The sequence below is a fragment of the Bacteroidota bacterium genome (genome assembly GCA_040388375.1).
Classification (GTDB): Bacteria; Bacteroidota; Bacteroidia; order UKL13-3; family UKL13-3; genus JAAFJM01.
Window position 1 is genome coordinate 397,507 of record JAZKBU010000003.1, and the last position, 21,265, is coordinate 418,771.

Annotated in this window: 17 protein-coding genes; 13 read left to right on the forward strand and 4 right to left on the reverse strand. The window is 35.3% G+C overall.

Features of this window, described 5'->3' with window-relative positions:
* Positions 1-59: 59 nt before the first annotated feature.
* The 6 genes from V4538_04655 to kdpA all read left to right on the forward strand — a co-directional run bounded on the left by V4538_04655 (position 60) and on the right by kdpA (position 8,441).
* The gene (locus V4538_04655; GenBank protein MES2380308.1) at positions 60-2,231 is read left to right on the forward strand and encodes an LruC domain-containing protein; all 2,172 of its coding nucleotides are present in this window, start codon (positions 60-62) and stop codon (positions 2,229-2,231) included.
* 247 nt (positions 2,232-2,478) lie between these two features.
* Entirely contained in the window at positions 2,479-4,647 is a 2,169-nt protein-coding gene (locus tag V4538_04660; GenBank protein ID MES2380309.1) for an LruC domain-containing protein, read from the forward strand.
* Positions 4,648-4,758: 111 nt separating this feature from the next.
* Complete coding sequence (locus V4538_04665) at positions 4,759-6,114, forward strand: sigma-54 dependent transcriptional regulator (protein MES2380310.1); 1,356 nt, start codon at positions 4,759-4,761, stop codon at positions 6,112-6,114.
* A 166-nt stretch (positions 6,115-6,280) separates the two neighbouring features.
* A complete protein-coding gene (locus tag V4538_04670) occupies positions 6,281-6,574 on the forward strand; it encodes a hypothetical protein (protein MES2380311.1) in 294 nt (97 codons plus the stop codon).
* Positions 6,575-6,671: 97 nt separating this feature from the next.
* Positions 6,672-6,749: a K(+)-transporting ATPase subunit F gene (gene kdpF, locus V4538_04675; protein MES2380312.1), complete on the forward strand. Its 78-nt coding sequence runs from the start codon at positions 6,672-6,674 to the stop codon at positions 6,747-6,749.
* A 3-nt stretch (positions 6,750-6,752) separates the two neighbouring features.
* Complete coding sequence (kdpA, locus tag V4538_04680; protein MES2380313.1) at positions 6,753-8,441, forward strand: potassium-transporting ATPase subunit KdpA; 1,689 nt, start codon at positions 6,753-6,755, stop codon at positions 8,439-8,441.
* Between the two features lie 97 nt (positions 8,442-8,538).
* On the opposite strand, the gene V4538_04685 is transcribed toward kdpA, so the two are convergent.
* The gene (locus tag V4538_04685; GenBank protein ID MES2380314.1) at positions 8,539-8,898 is read right to left on the reverse strand and encodes a four helix bundle protein; all 360 of its coding nucleotides are present in this window, start codon (positions 8,896-8,898) and stop codon (positions 8,539-8,541) included.
* Positions 8,899-8,957: 59 nt separating this feature from the next.
* Here V4538_04685 and kdpB point away from each other — a divergent pair, with 59 nt between their 5' ends.
* The 5 genes from kdpB to V4538_04710 all read left to right on the forward strand — a co-directional run bounded on the left by kdpB (position 8,958) and on the right by V4538_04710 (position 16,080).
* Positions 8,958-11,021 (forward strand): potassium-transporting ATPase subunit KdpB, encoded by a 2,064-nt coding sequence (gene kdpB, locus V4538_04690; protein ID MES2380315.1) that lies wholly within the window; start codon positions 8,958-8,960, stop codon positions 11,019-11,021.
* 14 nt (positions 11,022-11,035) lie between these two features.
* Entirely contained in the window at positions 11,036-11,590 is a 555-nt protein-coding gene (locus V4538_04695) for a K(+)-transporting ATPase subunit C (GenBank protein ID MES2380316.1), read from the forward strand.
* A 91-nt stretch (positions 11,591-11,681) separates the two neighbouring features.
* A complete protein-coding gene (locus tag V4538_04700; protein ID MES2380317.1) occupies positions 11,682-13,055 on the forward strand; it encodes an outer membrane beta-barrel protein in 1,374 nt (457 codons plus the stop codon).
* Positions 13,056-13,128: 73 nt separating this feature from the next.
* Entirely contained in the window at positions 13,129-14,247 is a 1,119-nt protein-coding gene (locus V4538_04705) for a sensor protein KdpD (GenBank protein ID MES2380318.1), read from the forward strand.
* 108 nt (positions 14,248-14,355) lie between these two features.
* Complete coding sequence (locus tag V4538_04710) at positions 14,356-16,080, forward strand: ATP-binding protein (protein ID MES2380319.1); 1,725 nt, start codon at positions 14,356-14,358, stop codon at positions 16,078-16,080.
* Positions 16,081-16,085: 5 nt separating this feature from the next.
* Here V4538_04710 and V4538_04715 read toward each other — a convergent pair whose 3' ends face one another.
* On the reverse strand, positions 16,086-16,826 hold the full coding sequence (locus V4538_04715; protein MES2380320.1) for a gamma-glutamyl-gamma-aminobutyrate hydrolase family protein: 741 nt from the start codon (positions 16,824-16,826) through the stop codon (positions 16,086-16,088).
* Between the two features lie 105 nt (positions 16,827-16,931).
* Here V4538_04715 and V4538_04720 point away from each other — a divergent pair, with 105 nt between their 5' ends.
* Both V4538_04720 and V4538_04725 read left to right on the forward strand, forming a co-directional pair.
* Positions 16,932-18,347 (forward strand): alpha/beta hydrolase-fold protein, encoded by a 1,416-nt coding sequence (locus tag V4538_04720; protein MES2380321.1) that lies wholly within the window; start codon positions 16,932-16,934, stop codon positions 18,345-18,347.
* A 59-nt stretch (positions 18,348-18,406) separates the two neighbouring features.
* The gene (locus V4538_04725) at positions 18,407-20,089 is read left to right on the forward strand and encodes an amino acid permease (GenBank protein MES2380322.1); all 1,683 of its coding nucleotides are present in this window, start codon (positions 18,407-18,409) and stop codon (positions 20,087-20,089) included.
* Here the strand turns inward: V4538_04725 and V4538_04730 are convergent.
* Both V4538_04730 and V4538_04735 read right to left on the reverse strand, forming a co-directional pair.
* Positions 20,086-20,613, reverse strand: coding sequence for a hypothetical protein (locus V4538_04730; GenBank protein MES2380323.1), 528 nt, complete (start codon positions 20,611-20,613; stop codon positions 20,086-20,088). The two genes, V4538_04725 and V4538_04730, sit on opposite strands and share 4 nt — an antisense overlap.
* Before the next feature lies 1 nt (position 20,614).
* Positions 20,615-21,259, reverse strand: a complete 645-nt coding sequence (locus V4538_04735) for an outer membrane lipoprotein carrier protein LolA (protein MES2380324.1) — start codon at positions 21,257-21,259, stop codon at positions 20,615-20,617.
* Positions 21,260-21,265 lie beyond the last annotated feature (6 nt).

Genomic DNA, 21,265 nt, shown 5'->3' on the forward strand with positions numbered 1-21,265 from the left:
AATTTCAGTTTAAAAAAAGCGCTTACTTGAACCGTAATCGCATTGCTAATAAAAAAACAATGAAAAAAATCCAAACTGCACTTATTTTAATTGGCTTACTTAGTTTAGCCTCTTGTGCCCGCAAAGTAGAATCTGGTGAACAACAGATCCCTACACCAAACAACAATGTAAGTAACATGAACGATTTAGTTGTTCCTGCAGGCTTTACATGGGAAAACTCACGCGATGTTAATTTTAACATTGGCATTACAGATACTCGTTTTCAAGAAGCTGTGCATGTAGTTTCAGTTTATGATGCTAATCCGTTAGCTGGTGGAAATTTAATAGCTCGCGGTTCAGCTACTTTAAGTACTCCTTTTGCTGCTCAATTAAATTTAGCCAATACTTTAAAATCAGTTTATATTATCAAAACCTCACCTGATAACTCTGAGTTATCGCAGGAAGTAGCTATTGAAGGAACTACTGTAAATGTACAATTAGGTTTTGTTGTAAAAACAGGTAAAGGTGCATTTGGAAAAACAGCAGGTCCTGATTGTAGCACTGGTTGTACTTCAACTATTACTACCAGCAATAGCAATTTAAACTTAAATACAGGTGATGTAGTTTGTGTAACAGGAAGCAACATTAGTATTAGTTTCAATGCCAATGGTGGAACTTTAAAAATATGTGGTAGCAATGTAACTGTAAACAATGCCAATCTAAATAATAGCTCTACACTTATTGTTACTAGCACAGCATCGGTGAGTTTTTCCAATTTAAATCAAAACGGTTCATTAACATCATTCCAAAATTGGGGTACTGTAACAATGGGTAGTTCATACTCACCGGGAGGTTCAGTTTTAAACAATGGAACAATTACTACCAATGGTGATTACAATTTAAATACACAATCATCGCAAATTAACAACGGTATTATAAACGTTGGTCAATCAATGCAAGTAAACGGTAATACTACTTTTACCAATAATGGTTCAGTTACAACCACTCAAGATTTGCAAGTGAACGGTCAAGGTGTATTTATTAATAATTGCAAATTATGGGTAAAAAGAGATTTTAACCATAGTAATACCATGCAAAACTACTCATATATAAGAGTAGATAGAGAAACCAAGGTAAATGGTGGAGCTGAATTAAGTATGTATAATGGAGCTATGTTTAGAACCTTAGATATCGTTATTAATGGAAGAGTTAAAGGTTACAGCAATACTTCATTGGTAAAAGTAAATGGCGATACAAGAATAAACGGAGGTGGTGAAGTTATCAATGCTATTCAATATTGCGATGCAAACGGAATTGAAACCAATAATGGAACAATAGGTAGCGGTGCTACTCAAGGATGTACATTATATGTACCAATTACCAGTTGTAATACAGAAGGAAATGGATCAGCTCCAGCTCCAACAGATACTGACGGTGACGGTGTGTCTGATGTAAATGATGCTTACCCTAACGATGCTACAAAAGCTTATAATAATTACTATCCTTCGGCTACTGGTGTGGCTACCGTTTCATTTGAAGATTTATGGCCAAGTAAAGGTGATTACGATATGAATGATATCGTTATGACATACAGATACAATATTGTAACAAACGCTGCAAACAATGTAGCACAAGTAATAGGTAACTATACATTACATGCAACAGGTGGTGCTTTACAAAACGGTTTTGGTGTACAATTTCCAATTGATAGAGCAAAAGCAACAGGTTTAACAGGAGGTACTTTAGAGGCAGGGCAAATCAAAGCCGTAGTTACTTTATTTAATAACTCACGTGCACAAATGGCTACTTTCAATACAGTTCCGGGTGCATCTGCATCAGATACAGTTAACTATACAATGAGTTTCAATGTAACAGCAGGTCCTTCATTGGCTACCTTTGGCTTAAACGAATACAATCCGTTTATCTGGAACAATACAGCAGGTTTTGGTCGTGGATACGAAATTCACTTACCGGGTAAAGTACCAACCAATTTAGCTAATGCAGCTTTATTTGGTACTGCAGAAGATAATTCAAACGTAACAGCTAACCGTTATTATGTAAGTACAGGTAATGGATTACCTTGGGCTATCAGCATACCAGTTAAGTTTGCTTACCCAATTGAAAGATCAGACATTAACACTGCGTATTTAAAATTTGCTACTTGGGTACAATCAGGTGGAGCACAATACGCTGATTGGTATACCAATAGTACGGGATACAGGGATGTATCCAAAGTATATATACGCCCGTAAAGGATAAACGAAATTTATTAGCTAAAAAGGCGATTACAGGAAACGGTAATCGCCTTTTTTATTTTTTTACTATTTGAGTATAAACGCAAGTGTATAAAGGGTTGACCAATTGGAAGTGTCCCAAAATTGGAATAAAAGGTTTCGTTTTGAGGTTTTTTTGAACAATGTTTATTTGTTTATATTTGATAATCAGCATGTTGTTTGTTGGTTGAGTTTTTGTTATATTCGTATTGCTAATAAAAAAACAATGAAAAAAATTCAAACCGTACTTATTTTAATTGGGTTACTAAGTTTAGCTTCTTGTACCCGCAAAGTAGAATCTGAACAACAGAACACTACGCCAAACAACAATGTCAGTAATATGAATGATTTAGTTGTTCCTGCAGGCTTTACATGGGAAAACTCACGCGATGTTAATTTTAACATTGGTATTACAGATACCCGTTTTCAGGAAGCAGTGCACGTAGTTTCAGTTTACGATGCTAACCCATTGGCTGGTGGAAATTTAATAGCCCGCGGTTCAGCTACTTTAAGTACTCCTTTTGCTTCTAAATTAAATTTAGCCAATACTTTAAAATCAGTTTATATTATTAAAACTTCACCTGATAACTCTGAGTTATCGCAAGAAGTTTCAATTGAAGGAACTACTGTAAATGTACAATTAGGCTTTGTAGTAAAAACCGGTAAAGGTGCATTTGGTAAAACTTCAAGTCCTGATTGCAGTAGCGGTTGTACTTCGACTATTACTACAAGCAATACCAATTTGAATTTAAACAATGGTGATGTAGTTTGTGTAACAGGAAGCAATATTACTATTGGTTTCAATGCCAATGGCGGAACTTTAAAAATATGTGGTAGCAACGTAACAGTAACAAATGCTTCATTAAACAATAGCGCTTCCTTAATTGTTACCAGTACAGGTTCAGTAAACTTTTCAAATTTAAATACAAACAGCTCTTCAACTTCAATTCAAAATTGGGGAACCATGAATTTTTCAAGTTCATTCTCTCCTGCAGGATCATGTGTAAATAATGGAACAATTACAACCAGTGGTGATTATAATTTAAATACAACATCAACTCAAACCAATAATGGTACACTTAATGTTGGCCAATCAATGCAGGTAAACAGCTCTACTATATTTACTAATAACGGTACTGTTATTACTGCTACAGATTTACAGGTAAACAGCCAGGCTACATTTATCAATAATTGCAAATTATGGGTGAAAAGAAACTTTAACCATAGCAAAACAATGCAAAATTACAGCTACATCCGTGTAGATGCTGAAACAAAAGTTAACAGCGGTTCGGAGTTAGGTATGTACAATGGTGCCATGTTTAAAACTGCAAGCATTATTGTTGATGGAATAATAAAAGGTTATAGCAATACATCATTGGTAAAAGTAACCGGTAATACATTAATCAATGGTAGTGGTCAAATAATCAACGCTATTCAATATTGTGATGCAAACGGAATTGAAACCAATACAGGCACAATAGGTAGCGGTGCTACTTTAGGATGTTCATTATATGTACCAATTACAAGCTGTAATACTGAAGGAAACGGATCAGCTCCGGCTCCGGTTGATACTGATGGCGATGGCGTAGCAAACACTAACGATGCTTATCCTAACGATGCAACAAAAGCATACAATAATTATTACCCGTCATCTACAGGCGTAGCCACCGTTTCATTCGAAGATTTATGGCCAAGTAAAGGTGATTACGATATGAATGATATCGTTATGACATACAGATACAATATTGTAACAAACGCTGCAAACAATGTAGCACAAGTAATAGGTAACTATACATTACATGCAACAGGTGGTGCTTTACAAAACGGTTTTGGTGTACAATTTCCAATTGATAGAGCAAAAGCAACAGGTTTAACAGGAGGTACTTTAGAGGCAGGGCAAATCAAAGCCGTAGTTACTTTATTTAATAACTCACGTGCACAAATGGCTACTTTCAATACAGTTCCGGGTGCATCTGCATCAGATACAGTTAACTATACAATGAGTTTCAATGTAACAGCAGGTCCTTCATTGGCAACATTCGGATTGAACGAATACAATCCATTTATATGGAACAATACAGCAGGTTTTGGCCGTGGCTACGAAATTCATTTACCGGGTAAAGTACCAACCAGTTTAGCTAATACAGCTTTATTTGGTACTGCAGAAGATAATTCGAACGTAACGGCTAACCGTTATTATGTTACTACAGGTAATGGATTACCATGGGCTATAAGCATACCGGTTAAGTTTGCTTACCCAATTGAAAGATCAGACATTAACACTGCTTATTTAAAATTTGCTACTTGGGTACAATCAGGTGGAGCTCAATATGCAGATTGGTACACCAATGGTACAGGATACAGAGACGTTTCGAAAATATACGTACGTCCATAAAAGATAATTTCATGTTTTAGGTTTTAGATTAAAAGCGGCTACCATAAAAAGGTAGTCGCTTTTTTTATGCAATAAATAAGATGTTTATTTGCCAGCGTTATTAAATACATTTTGAAAACAGTACTTATTATAGACGATGAAGAGAAGCTAAGAACACTGCTAACCCGAATAATTAGCTTAGAGGGTTTTGAAGTATTGCAAGCAGAAGATTACAAAACGGCACAAAAAAAATTAGCTCAAACTGCTGTTGACGTGGTGCTATGCGATGTTAAATTACCCGATGCAAGTGGTATTGATATTGTAAAAAGTATAAAAGAAGTTTACCCTTTTATAGAAGTTATTCTGTTAACCGCTTACGGCAATATTCCCGATGGTGTGCAAGCTATAAAAAATGGCGCTTTCGATTATATTACCAAAGGCGATGACAATAACAAGATTATACCTTTGTTATATAAAGCCATGGAAAAAGTAGCCTTGGCCAAAAGGGTTTATCATTTAGAAAAGCAATTAGGTACTAAACAATCATTTGATACTATTATTGGTCAGTCAAAGCCTATTCAACAAGCCATTTATTTGGCTAAAAAAGTAAGTACAACGGAGGCTACTGTTTTATTAACAGGCGAAACAGGAACGGGTAAAGAAGTATTTGCACAAGCCATCCACCAAGAAAGCAATAGAAACAATAAAAACTTTGTAGCCATTAATTGTTCAGCCTTTAGCAAAGAACTTTTAGAAAGCGAATTGTTTGGACATAAAGCAGGAGCTTTTACGGGTGCATTAAAAGACAAGAAAGGTTTGTTTGAAGAAGCACATCAGGGAACTTTGTTTTTAGATGAAGTAGGCGAAATGCCATTGGAACTCCAAGCCAAACTGTTGCGCGTATTGGAAAATGGAGAATTTATTAAAGTAGGCGATAGCAAAACAAGCAAAGTAAATGTACGATTAATTGCTGCTACCAACCGCGATTTACAACAAGAGATAACGGCCAACCAGTTCAGGCAGGATTTGTTTTACAGGCTTTCTACTTTTACCATTCCGTTGCCTGCATTGCGGGAGCGAGCAGCCGATATACAGGCATTGGCATTGCATTTTTGTGAAGTGTTTTCAGCCAAAACCAATCAGGCTGTTAAAGTATTAAACAATGCCTATATAGCTGCATTGATTCAACATAATTGGCCTGGTAATATTAGAGAGCTGAAAAATGTAATTGAGCGCAGTGTGATATTAAGCGATAACAATGAATTGAAATTAGAAAGTTTGCCTTTTGAAATATTAAATCAATTGGATGTAAATTGTAACGATATAAATGCAAAAGCATTGTCAGCATTTTCATTGGCCTCTGCTGAAAAAATACATATTCAAAAAATATTGAATTATACTAATAACAATAAAACCAAAACAGCGGAGTTGTTAGGTATAGCTTTAACTACCTTATACCGCAAGTTAGAGGAGTTTAAAATTGGGTAGATAATCATTTACTATCAAAACAGTATGCCAACCCTATCAAAACGATAGGGTTTTTTTATGCCTTTTGGGCTTTCCTTTTTTATTTGATTGGATTATCAGTTAGTTATAGATTAAAAGGATTGCAGGAATACCATTTGATTATAGCATTAGCAAAATAGTATTTGCTATGAAAACCCAAAAATCAAAGAACCTTTATAAAGTAATGCAACGTTTCGCTGATATCACAGTAAACTTCATTTTAAACGGACAGTTAAACAGGGCTGCTAAATGCCTGCAAATTGCCGATAAGTTATTCCGTTCAGGAAACATCATTATAAAAAATGCCATTGCCAATGTATTTGTGTATTCACTTTCAAGGGTGTTAGATAAGCACGATGAAATGAGCAATGAAGTGTTTGCTATTCTACCATTTTCGTTGAAACGCGAATACGATTTGCAAGTGAATAGCTGTGGGGTTTAATGATGGAAACAGTTTTTTTAATAGGACTTGTACTGTTGTGCTTTGTTCTTTTTTATAAAGCCATTCATTGGTTTGATAACATTTAAATAATTAAAAAATGATAGCATTATTCATCATATCGGTTGCCGTGTTTGGTTACATGTGTTACGTATTAATTAAAGCAGAAAAATTTTAACGTATGAATACAGAAATAGTAGGTATAGTGGCCATGTTTTTTGTTACCTTAATTTTAGCCATTCCATTAGGTAAATATATGGCTAAAGTATATCGAAATGAAGCCACTTTTTTAGATAAAATATTTGCTCCCATAGAAAAAGGCATTTTTAAACTAAGTGGTATTGATGCGGCAAAAGAACAAACGTGGAAAGAGCAGTTAAAAGCATTGTTAGGTATTCATTTTCTTTGGTTTTTGTTAGGAATGTTTATTTTTATGAATCAGGGATGGTTGCCACTAAATCCCGATCACAACCCTAACCAATCAGCTCACTTAGCTTTTAATACCACTATTTCATTTTTGGTCAATTGTAATTTGCAACATTATTCGGGAGAAACGGGAGTAAGTTATTTAGGGCAACTATATTTAATGTTTTTACAGTTTGTTACTGCTGCTATAGGTATGGCTGCTGCAATTACTGTTTTTTATGCATTGCGTAAAGGAACTTATAAAACCCTGGGTAATTTCTATAGTTTTTTTGTTAAGTCGTGCACCCGTATTTTATTACCATTATCAACGGTATTGGCATTGTTGTTTTTATTAAATGGTATGCCAATGACTTTTGAAGGCAAACAAGTAATGACAACTTTGCAAGGTGACACCATTCAAGTAAGTACGGGACCTGTTGCCGCTTTTGTTCCAATTAAACATTTAGGCACCAATGGTGGCGGATTTTTTGGCGCCAATTCTGCGCATCCATTGGAAAACACAAACTACTTTACCAATATGCTTGAAATGATAAGTCAAATGCTTATTCCATTTGCCATGGTATTTGCTTTAGGTTATTTCCTGCAGCGCAAAAAATTAGCATGGACCATTTTTGGTGTAATGACGATAGGTTTTTTAGCATTGGTAGTACCCACTGTTATTACCGAAAGTCAGGGAAATAATGTTATTACTAATATGGGTATTAGCAATAATGGAGGGGCAATGGAAGGTAAAGAAGTTCGTTTTGGGGCAGCTGCTTCTGCTTATTGGAGTATTGCTACTACTGTTATTTCTACAGGTTCAGTAAATGCTATGCATGATAGTTTTATGCCTATTTCAAGTATGAATCAATTATTGGCAATGATGACCAATTGTTTTTATGGAGGCTGCGGTGTAGGTATTTTAAATTATTTCATCTTTATCATTTTGGCCGTATTTATAAGTGGTTTAATGGTTGGCCGTACTCCTGAATTAATGGGTAAAAAAATTGAAGTCAGAGAAATGAAAATAGCCATGATTATAGCATTGTTACATCCGTTTTTAATATTGACAGGAACAGCTTTGGCAATAATTTTTCCTGAGTTTACAACCAGTACACTCAATAATCCTGAGGCACATGGTTTTACAGAAATGCTTTATGAGTACACTTCATCGGCAGCTAATAATGGCAGCGGATTTGAAGGATTAGGAGACAATACACCTTGGTGGAATATAAGTACAGGTATTGTATTAATACTTGCTCGTTTTTTACCCATTATTGGTCCTGTAGCTATTGCCGGAATATTAGCTAACAAAAAATATATACCGGAAAATGCAGGCACTTTAAAAACGGATACTGCTACATTCGGTATGATGGTATTAGCCATTATTGTTTTAGTGGCAGCATTATCGTTTTTCCCCGCATTAACATTGGGTCCAATAACTGAATATTTTTCAATTAAATAAAATGCTAATCGTGATAAGGGAGATGTTTTTCTTCGTGAAATGTGACTTGTAAGATGTAAAACGCTCCTTATTTATATCCAACTTTTATAAAGGAAACTCATGCTTCTTTTTCAAGACTTTTAATTAAACCATAAACTAGTTTACCAATCGTGTCAAATTTTAAAATAATTAATTCGGACTCATCTTTTTTGATAAATCCCAAATCTGTAGAAAGGAGAATTAGTGTATCTAATTCGGTTAAAGACCCTAGAGAAATATGTAAAAAGTGTATAAATTCCTTTTTACTTTTTCTAGCAGCTCCTTCAGCAATATTAACGGGGACAGAAACAGCAGCACGTCTGATTTGGGAAACTAATCCAAATTTTTCTTCAATAGGAAAGTTACTTGTTACCTCATATAATTCTTTAACAATTTCAAAGCTTTTTAGCCAAGCATTTAAATTCTTATGTGGTTTCATAATTGATAATTTCTTCAAATCTAAAACCCTTTTACATTTTACAAACAACATTTCACATTATGAAAAATAATTTATTTGATAAACCTCTAATGCGGAAGGCTTTACAACAAGCTTTTGTTAAATTGAATCCTGTTAGTATGTTTCGTAATCCAGTTATGTTTACGGTGCAAATTGGAACAGTAGTTATGTTTTTTGTATGTGTTTGGATACTGTTTGGCGAAACTACCCAAGGCAGCTTTGCCTATAATTTAACGGTATTCATCGTTTTATTTCTTACACTTTTGTTTGCAAATTTTGCCGAAGCTATTGCCGAAGCACGTGGTAAAGCACAAGCCGATAGTTTAAGAAAAACCAGAGAAGAAACACTTGCAAAAGTTATTAAAGCAGAAATGTTAGATGTGAAAAGTGAAATGTTAAGTTTATCACAAATACAGCCATCTCACATTTTACAACTTACATCATCACAATTAAAAAAAGGAGATGTGTTTGTATGTGAAGCGGGTGATACTATTCCTACAGATGGTGAAATTATAGAAGGTTTGGCTACCATAGACGAAAGTGCTATAACAGGTGAAAGTGCTCCCGTTATTCGCGAATCGGGAGGCGATAAAAGCTCAGTTACAGGTGGTACCAAAGTATTATCTGATAAAATTAAAGTAGTTGTTACAACTGAAGCTGGAGAAAGTTTTTTAGATAAAATGATAGCTTTGGTAGAAGGGGCTAGTCGCCAAAAAACACCTAATGAAATTGCGCTCAATATTTTATTAGCAGGTTTTACGCTGGTATTTATTATAGTTACTGTTACATTAAAACCATTTGCTGATTATGCACATACACCTATTACTATTGCGGCTTTTATCTCCTTGTTCGTATGTTTAATTCCAACCACCATTGGCGGTTTACTATCAGCTATTGGTATTGCGGGTATGGATAGGGCTTTACGTGCAAACGTAATAACTAAAAGTGGTAAAGCGGTAGAAACAGCTGGTGATGTTGATGTATTATTATTAGACAAAACAGGAACCATTACCATTGGTAATAGAAAGGCAACCCATTTTTATCCAACATTTGGCGTAGATGAAAAGCATTTTAAAAAGTGTGTAGTCCTTAGTTCCATGAGCGATGAAACACCTGAGGGGAAATCAATTATTGAACTGGCTAATATTGATCCTTTAAGTTACCAAATAGAAAATCCTAAGTTTATAAAGTTTACGGCAGAAACGCGTAGTTCCGGTATTGATTTTGGGCATACTAGAATTAGAAAAGGTGCATCAGATGCTATTAAACACTTGTGTGAAGAAGCAGGAAATTATTTTCCAAGTGATTCGGCTGAAAAAGTAAAATTGATTTCAAGCAATGGAGGAACACCATTGGTTTTGGCTGAAAACGAAGAGGTGTTGGGTGTAATAGAATTACAAGATATTATTAAGCCGGGTATTCAAGAACGTTTTGAACGCTTGAGAAAGATGGGTATTAAAACAGTTATGGTTACAGGCGATAATCCATTAACCGCAAAATTTATAGCTGAAAAAGCAGGAGTAGATGATTTTATAGCTGAAGCAAAACCAGAAGATAAAATGAACTACATCAAAAAAGAACAAGCGTCAGGAAGACTGGTAGCCATGATGGGAGATGGTACAAACGATGCCCCTGCTTTGGCTCAGGCAGATGTGGGAGTGGCTATGAATAGCGGGACACAAGCAGCTAAAGAGGCAGGCAATATGGTTGATCTTGATAATGATCCAACCAAATTGATTGAAATAGTGGAGATAGGAAAACAATTGTTAATGACAAGAGGTGCATTGACTACGTTTAGTATAGCTAATGATATAGCTAAATATTTTGCCATTATACCCGCCTTGTTTATCGTGGCTATACCTGCTTTGCGAGCATTAAACATAATGAACCTACATAGCCCAGAAAGCGCTATCCTTTCAGCCGTTATATTCAATGCTGTTATTATTCCGGTGCTTATTCCATTGGCACTAAAAGGCATTTCGTACAAACCCATTGGCGCAAGTGCTTTGTTACGCAGAAACCTTTTAATTTATGGTTTAGGCGGAGTGGTTATCCCATTTATGGGTATAAAACTTATTGATATTCTTGTTTCCGTATTTATTTAAAACACACATTTTTTATGAAATCATATATTATTTCAAGCATTAAATTATCTCTTCTTTTAATCATTGTTTTCTCCGGTATTTATACTGTTTTTATCTGGGGTGTAGCACAATTAATGCCCAATAGTGGAAAGGGTGAAATGATTACACATCAACACAAAACTTTTTATGCCAGTATCGGGCAATCGTTTACCAGTGATGCTTATTTTAATGGAAGACCATCAGCGGTGGCATACAATGCTGCAGGTTCAGGTGGTAGCAATAAAGGCCCTAATAATGCCGAATACCTTTTACAAGTACAAGCACGAATAGATACTTTTTTAGTACATAATCCAAGTGTACATAAAGAAGAAATTCCTATTGATTTAATTACGGCAAGTGGAAGTGGTTTAGACCCTCATATATCTATTCAGGCAGCAAAAGTGCAGGTAAAACGCATTGCATTTATACGTAAAATAGATGAGGAGGTTTTGATTAATTTAATCAATCAGAATACCGAAAAACCATTTCTTGGATTATTCGGTCCAACTAAAATTAATGTGTTAAAATTGAATACAGCGCTTGATAAATAGTATTAAAATGAACAAGAGTAAGTTTATAACGAAGCAAACGGTATATATCAAATCAATTATCTATTTCAACAATTAAACAAACAATTATAGAATGAAAAAAGTGACTAAAAAAATAGGCATACTATGCTTGATTGGATTGCAAGTAAGCAATTACCAAACAGTTCATGCACAACAAAAGGGCGAACCATTTGAAGGTATTGACCAAACATGGCAAAACGGAAACGACCGTAGAGATTCATCTGTTTTTAAAGACATGAAATATTTTACACCGAGTATATTTATTGATGCCAACTATACGTATTCGTTTAACAACCCTAATGACAATACGGTAGTGGGTTCTACTTCATTGGCTCGTAACAATGAAATACAATTATCGGCCATACACTTTGGTGGAGACTTTAATGTTAACAATGCCCGTGCCCGAATTATGACCCAATTTGGAACCCGTTCAACTGTGGTACCTCGTAATGATTATAGCCCATATCGTGGTCAGTATGATTTAGCCAATGTATACCGTTACTTAAGTGAAGCTTATGCAGGTTATCATATAAATAAATGGAACGGTATCAATATAGATGCGGGTTTGTTTATGAGTTATATTGGGTTAAACTCCTTTTATCAGGCAGAGAATTGGGAGTACCAAGCATCATTTACTTCTGATAATACACCATGGTTTTTCAATGGTTTGCGTATTCAAATATTCCCGAATAAAAACTGGAAAATTGAACCATGGCTTATCAATGGATGGCAAAGTTATGGTAAGTTTAACAGCATGCCAGGTTTAGGAGGAAGCATCACTTATTTATCAAACAATAGCAACTTAAAAGTAGTTAGCAATAATTATTATGGAACCGATGCGGCCGGTATTGCTGATAGAAAAAGATTTCACTCAGATAATAGCGTATTGGTAAGGTATTACAACAATCCCGCTAAGCGAGGAATCAATAAAATGGCTTTTTCATTGACAGGCGATATAGGTTTTGAAAATGGAGGTGGCGTAAATGGATTTACCGATGATGCAGTAAAAGGCCCTGCTCAGTATTTTGCCAGTGCCATGTTTTATAACCGTATGTGGTTTGGTCAAAACAAATTTGCATGGACTATAGGCGGTGGTATTATGACTAATCCAGGCCGTTATTTAGTATTGTATCCTACAGGGCAGGCAAGTCCTTTGCCTAATCCAAATAATCCTACGCAAACAGCAGGAGCATTTCCTTTTAGTGCCAACCCGGGCGACAAATTTGAAGGTTGGGATTGCTCTACCAATATTGATTTTATGCCTACACAACATATTACTTTTCGTGCGGAGTTTGTATACCGCGAATCGAATGTGCCTTATTTTGCAGGTAAAGGAGGCGTAACTTCGCAAACGGGTTATACTACCACTCCACTTGATCCTAATTGGAGACCTGATTTAGTAAAATCGGAAAGCAGGATTATATTGGCTATGTTATTTAGATTGTAGTAATACAATTTTTGAAAATCCCAACATAAGGAATGTTATTAATAACATTCCTTATGTTTTATATTTAGTAACGATGGAACAAACCCGAAAATCAGCACAAGAGTTTCTTGATTTAATTAAAAAATCGAGAAGAGGTAAATTTAAAATTTACATTGGCATGAGTGCGGGCGTTGGTAAATCATATCGTATGTTACAGGAAGCGCATTCCTTGTTGCGCAATGGCATTGATGTGAAAATTGGTTTTATAGAAACACACCATAGAAAAGAAACAGAAGAATTACTGAAAGGCTTACCTATTATAAGTAGGAGAAAAATTTTTTATAAAGGGAAAGAGCTTGATGAATTAGATGTACAAGCCGTTATTAATTTAAAACCCGAGGTAGTTATTGTTGATGAGTTAGCCCATACCAATATAGAAGGTAGTAAAAACGAAAAACGCTGGCAAGATGTATTGGAAATTTTGGAAGCAGGTATCAACGTTATTTCAGCCGTTAACATTCAACACATAGAAAGTTTAAATAGCGAAATAAAAAAAATAACGGGCATAGAAGTAAAAGAACGAATACCTGATAGCGTATTGGCGCAAGCCGATGAGGTTGTAAATATTGACTTAACTGCCGATGAGTTGATAGAACGCTTAAAGGAAGGTAAAATATATCAGGCAGATAAAATAGCTACTGCGCTACAGAATTTTTTTAAAAGTGATCACATTTTGCAATTACGAGAGTTGGCTTTAAAAGAAGTAGCCTCGCAAGTTGAGCGTAAAGTAGAAATTGAAATAACCAATACCCTTAAGCACGATAAGTTAATGGCTTGCATAAGCAGCAATGAACAAACCGCTAAAAATGTAATTAGAAAGACAGCCCGATTGGCTAATTACTATAACAGCAAATGGTTTGTACTATATGTACAAACACCCTATGAACGGAGCGATAAAATAACATTGGTTAAACAACGCCATTTAATCAATAATTTTAAATTAGCTACAGAGTTGGGTGCCGAAATTATTAAAGTGGAGAGTGCATCTATAGCTAAATCAATAATAGAGCAGGCTGACAAATTGCAGATAAAAACAATTTGTATAGGCAAACCACATATTAACTTACTCAGGATTATTTTTGCTACTAGTCAGTTTAATAAGTTGTTAAAGAAATTGTCATCAACAGATATTGACCTTGTTATATTGAGTTAAAAATTAACCGTAGTGAAAAAGAAAATAGTTGAATAAATAAATGACATACTTTTGCCAAATCATATTTAACGTAAACATTTAAATTCAAATAATATTTTGTTGACTACCGTGAAAATAAAAACAAAACTTACATTAGGCATAGGCCTGTTATTTGCCTTGATTATATTATTGGGAGGAGTAAGTGCATGGTATATTAACTTATTAAAAGGCGATACCGAAAATATTTTAGTTGATAATTACAATACGTTAGAATTTACCAGTGGTATGCTAGCTAGTTTAGAAGTCAACAACAATTCATTGATTGACTCTTTTGAGATTAACTTACAAAAACAGGAAGCCAATATTACTGAAAAAGGAGAGCAAGAAAGTACACGAAGAGTAAGGCGTGTTTTTGAAATATATAAAATCAAACCAGATAGTCATAGTTTGAAAAATGTATTGCGTAATCAGATTTATGAAGTGATAGATTTAAATATGAAAGCCATAGAAAGAAAAAATGTGTTGGCTAAAATAACAGCAGGCAATGCTACTTTTTGGATAGCTATGGTTAGTACTTTATGTTTTGTTATTGCCTTTACACTATTCGTTAATTTACCTGCATACATAGCCAATCCTATTAAAAAATTGTCTGATAGTATTAAACAAATAGCTGCTAAAAATTACGATGAACGCATTCATTTTGATAACCACGGTGAGTTTAAAGAGTTGGCTCAATCATTTAATACCATGGCGCAAAAGTTACAAGAGTACAGTCAAAGCAATTTAGCCAAGTTAATGATGAGTAAAAAGCGCATTGAAACCCTCATTAATAATATGCACGACCCGGTGATTGGTTTAGATGAAAAATGGGATGTAATTTTTGTGAACGAAGAAGCTATTAAAACAGTAGGTTTAAAAGAGCATGAATTTATTGGGCAAAATGCTTTTAAGTTAGCTGTGAATAATGACTTAATTAGGTTGTTGATAAAAGATTTAACAGATAAGAATGCCGATAAAACAAAGCCCTTAAAAATTTATGCCAATAACAAGGAGAGTTATTTTGAAAAAGAAACGTTTCCAATTGCCATTATACCTACTGGTGAACAAATAGAGAAATTGATTGGGCATGTTATTATACTCCGCAATGTAACCGATTACAAAGAACTCGATTTTGCAAAAACCAATTTTATAGCTACCGTTTCGCACGAGTTTAAAACACCCATTTCGGCTATAAAAATGAGCTTGCAGTTACTGGATAACGATAAAGTAGGCACATTGAATGAAGAACAAAAAAACTTATTACAAAGCATTAATGACGATACTAACAGGCTGTTAAAAATAACAGCGGAGTTGTTAAATATGACTCAGGTAGAAAGTGGTAATATTCAATTGACGATTAAACCAAGTGAGGCGCAAAGCATTTTGCACTATGCATTAGAATCCGTAAAAACACAAGCAGAACAAAAGCAAATAACATTGCTAGTAACAAAACTGGAACCATTGCCACCTATAATGGCTGATAGTGAAAAAACAGCATGGGTGTTAACCAACTTATTATCCAATGCTATTCGTTACTCTCCGCAAAAGGGGAACGTAACGGTACAGGTAAAAACCAATGAAAGCCAAAACAAAGTTAATTTTATAATACAAGACAACGGACAAGGAATAGCATCGGAATACAAGGATAAAATTTTTGACAGATACTTTCGCGTACCTGGTACACAAACCGAAGGCACGGGTTTAGGCTTGGCCATTAGCAAAGAATTTGTAGAGGCGCAAGGTGGCACCATTCAGGTGCAAAGTGAATTAGGTAAAGGAAGTACTTTTACTGTAAGCTTAGCAAGTGTGGCTTAAAAGCATCAATGTGCTTTTACCTTTTTTACAAACGATAAACTCATGTTGCGCGAAGCTTGGTTATACAAGCGTTCTGGATGCCACTGAATAGCCGCTGCAAAAGGATGGTTATTGTCTTTCCATTCAATGGCTTCAATAATACCATCGTTGCCACGAGCCGTTACTTTAAACAAAGGCGAAATTTTATCTACCGCTTGGTGGTGCGAGCTATTTACCATGATGCTGTCTAAATGCGTGGTGTTTTGCAACCACGATTTTTTATCAAACAAAACCCAATGCACTGAATCAATACCCGGTTGTGAGTGTTGCATAGTAGTTTTACCCGTTTTGGGAATATCGACAATTAAGCTGCCACCGGTTGCCACATTTAATATTTGTTGCCCACGGCAAATACCTAAAATAGGCTTTTTGTTTTTCAGTGCATGTTTTATTAGAATATACTCAATGCTATCGCGGTAATTATCTATTTTACCACAATCGCTTATTAATTCCTCTTGTTTATAAAGACCTGGATTAATGTCTTCGCCACCACCTATAACAATGCCATTGCTCTTGGCTAAGTAGTATTGTTGTGAGTCGGGCGATAAAAAATAAAACTCTTTGGTTACAACCGAGCTATCACTTTGCAACAACCATTTTTTAATGTTTTCGCTTTTATCTTTTGAGATAAGAATAATCGTTTGCGCTACCGTTTGGTAATGGCTTATTAAAAACAAAACCGAAAGGAAGAGTATCCATTTTTTCATGAGTCAATAGTATAAAAAATAAAGCTATAAATAGTGTAAGTGTAAAAATTGAGTATGCAAATGGGGCTATGAACCTATTTAAAAACTTTCGCTTAACTTGCCCCTATGAAAATAATAAGTACATTTATTTTAATACTTTTTTCTGTTGCCATTACGCGAGCGCAGGTAATTATTACCATCAGTTCTGTTTCCAGTAATACGCCTGCAAACGATACCTTGTATCTGGCTGGTAATTTTAACAACTGGAATGCCAAAAGTAACCCACATGCTTTTACCAAAACCGGCAATACTTATACATTAACTATAGCCAACAGTGTTACCCCGGCAGAATACAAAATTACACGTGGCAGTTGGGCTACAGTGGAGGGTGATAAGAACGGAAATTTTATTCCAAACCGCACCATGAATATAAACACACCTAACAGTACACAAACAATTACTGTGGAAGGATGGGAAGATTTAAAAACAGGTGGGGGCAATAATTCAACCGCTGCTGCTAATGTTAAAATACTAAACAATGCATTTTGGATACCGCAGTTAAATACTGGCAGAAAAGTATGGATATACTTACCCAAGGATTACGAAACCAATACACAAAAAAAATACCCCGTTATGTATATGCACGATGGCCAAAATTGTTTTGATAAACTAACCGCGTTTGCAGGTGAGTGGGGGGTAGATGAAACCTTAAATGCCAAACAAACCAATGGCGATTACGGATGCATAGTAGTAGCTATTGACAATGGAGGAGCAAGCCGCTTAGATGAATACTCGCCTTATGTAAACAAACAATACGGTGGGGGCAAAGGAAACCAGTATGTAGATTTTATAGTAAACACACTAAAGCCTTATATTGACTCCGCTTACCGTACCTTAAATGACCAACCCAATACCGCTATAGCAGGCAGCAGCATGGGTGGGCTCATCAGTATGTATGCCATGGTTAAATATCCAAATGTATTTGGTAAGGCAGGTGTTTTTTCGCCTGCTTTTTGGTTTAGCGATAGTTTGTATAGTTACATAGCCACACAAAGTAAAACCACCAACCAGAAAATATATTTTGTATGTGGTTTAACAGAAGGAAGCAATATGGCCAAGTGGCAGGGTAGTATGAGCAGCCTGTTGCAAAGCAAAGGATACCGCAATAATATAGAGTTAAAAAATGTAATTAAAGCCAATGGCAGCCATTCCGAATCGTTTTGGAGTGCTGAGTTTGGTGCTTGTTACGATTGGTTGTTTGCCAACACTACCCAAGTTCAACAGGTGGATGCTTTGGAAAATCAAATCAGCGTATATCCCAACCCATCGTTAAAAGAAGTAATGGTAAAAACTACTCAGGCCGATATTTTAAAAATAAGTATTTTTAATGCAGAAGGAAAGGCCATTCAAAACATAACAAACCATAAAATAGATGCAAAGCATTATAAAATAAGCTACCACGACATCAATAGCGGAGTGTATTTTATGCAAATACAAACAAACAATGGTATTGTGGTAAAGAAGCTATCTTTAAATCAATAATTATTCAATTAAATTTAATTAATTGCGCAGCACAAAAAGTTTAAAATTTAAAAACTTGCATGAAAGAACTTTTACGAAAAAAATCAGTTAGCCATATACTTAACGAAGCAAAAAAAGTAGAGGAGGGAAACCACCAGTTAACCCGCACCCTTTCCTTACGCGACTTAACGGCCATGGGTATAGCTGCCATTATAGGTGCAGGTATATTTAGCACCATAGGCAATGCAAGCGCAAGTGGAGGTCCTGCTGTTATTTTACTATTTATTTTTACTGCCATAGCCTGTGGTTTTTCGGCTATGAGTTATGCCGAGTTTGCTTCTTCTATTCCTATAAGCGGTAGTGCTTATACTTATGCTTATGCAGCCTTTGGCGAAATAATAGCATGGATTATTGGTTGGGCTTTGATACTGGAATACGGCATAGGCAATATAGTTGTAGCCATTAGTTGGAGCGATTATTTTACCGGGCTTTTAGAGGGTTTGCATATACATATTCCTGAATACTTAACCATGGATTATGCTTCGGCCAAACAAGGCTTTATACATTACCAGGATTTAGTATTGAAAAATGAAACCGTTACAAATATCGTAAAGGAACAGTTTTTAGCATGGAAAAATGCACCTGATATACTAGGCTTACGCATAGTTTTTGATTTGCCGGCAGTAGGTATAGTATTAGCCATTACCGCTTTAATTTATAGAGGTGTACACGAAACCAAAAAAGCCAGTAACATATTTGTAGGCATTAAGCTTTTCGTAATAGTACTTGTTATTATAGTAGGTGCTTTTTATGTAAATCCGGAAAACTGGACTCCGTTTATGCCCAATAAATTGGCAGGTGTATTGCAAGGCGTTTCATCCGTATTTTTTGCTTATATAGGTTTTGATGCTTTGGCTACCACAGCCGAAGAGTGTAAAGACCCTGAACGCGATTTACCTAAATCAATGATAGCCTCACTCATTATATGTACCGTTTTATATATTCTTATTTCATTAACATTAACAGGTATGGTTAGCTACAAACAATTAGGTGTTGGCGATCCGTTGGCCTTTGTGTTTGAAAACTTAAATGTAACCTGGATGAGTGGTATAGTTGCAGTAAGTGCTGTAATAGCTATGGCTTCCGTATTATTGGTTTTTCAAAACGGACAACCACGTATATGGATGAGCATGAGCCGTGATGGTTTATTGCCTAAAAAATTCAGTGCCATTCACCCCAAATACAAAACACCTTTTTTCTCTACTTTAATTACAGGTGCTTTAGTAGCTATACCCGCTTTGTTTATGAACTTACGCGAGGTAACCGATTTAAGCAGCATTGGAACCTTGTTTGCTTTTGTATTGGTAAATGCAGGCGTTATACAAATGCAATCGCACCACAATACCAGCCACAAAGGTTTTAAAGTACCTTATATCAGTGGGCGCATTATTATGCCTTTGGTGTATTTAATTAGCCTGTTTTTATTTATTGTGTTTGATGAAAATAAAATATTCCTGAACTTTGATTGGGCTGTAAATTTTCCTGCCTATAGCTTTTGGATATTGTTTACTGTGGTAGCCATACTATCGTTTTTACACCGCTTTTCATTACTACCCGTATTGGGTATGATAACCAACTTTTATTTAATGACACAGCTAGGCAAAAGCAATTGGATAGCTTTTGGTATTTGGTTAGTATTAGGGCTTATTATTTATTTTACTTACAGTAAGAAGAACAGTAAATTAAACACGCAGCAGTATTAATCAAGCTGGTTTAAAATCTCAGCCGCTTGTTTTTTGTAAGGGGTATTTTGTTTTACTTGCTCGTCAAGTAATTCACGGCCTTCGTTTATGCGCTCTGACTTTAACATAGCCAAAGCCAAATACCAACGCACTACCGTTTTTTCGTTAAAAGTAGTAAATGAATTAAGGGCTTCGTCAAAATGGCGAATAGCCAAACTACTGTAACCTGTTTTTAAATAACAAATGCCCAAATACAAATTGTAGTACCCATCATCTTCTTCCAAAGGTTCAAACTTTTGAAAAGCATCTAAAGCCGAGTTGTAATTACCAATGGTATAATATTTCATGGCAGTAATAGCCAAACTTAACGTGTCAGTAAACTTATCGGAACTGGTATAATAATTCGGGTAGGCTTTAAGTTGTTTGTCAACTATAGAGTCCACTTCACTCATGTTGGCTTTAGCCGAGTTTTCAAACAAAAAATACCCACCTACAGCACATGTTAATACCAGTAAAAAAATTAATATGCCAAGTTGCTTTTTCATCTTATCTCATGTCGTTCACTTCAATGTTCGGATATTTTTTTGTGTTGAAAGCAAAATAGCCATCATCAAACTTAATATTCGGAATTTGGTTGGTAATAGAGTAAGTATGAATACTGCCATTCTTGTCAAAAATAACCGACTTAATAATTTGCTGGTTGTTTTTTTCTACGTACAATTTTATTTTAAAGTAGTTTTTCTTTTTATCCTTTGGTGTTAGTTCCAATACCGTTAACTCACGTCCACCCTCTTTTACCGTTTCCAATACCTTGCTGAAAAAACCTTTGCTGTACATGGTAAAAATATCATCCAGCTTTATAATACCCTCTTTGGGTTTATAGTGTTGTACGTTTACCTCGTTTATTTCTTTGCTGTAGGTCCATTGCGTTTTGTTATCGCATATAATGGTTTGACCCGCAAAATCAAGCCTGAACTTATTGCCTTTTATAACAATAGTTCCTTTTTGTTTTTCGTTTATTTTTTCCGCTTTGCTCTCTATGCTGTAAGTAAAGTCGGCTTTTATTGATTTAAACTTTTTATAGCGTTTGCTTATTTTATCAATTAAAGCATCCGCTTCTTTGCTTGTTTGTGCGCTTGCTATCTGTAAGCCAAATAAGCTAATTAAAATAAATATCCAATTTTTCACCATGCAATT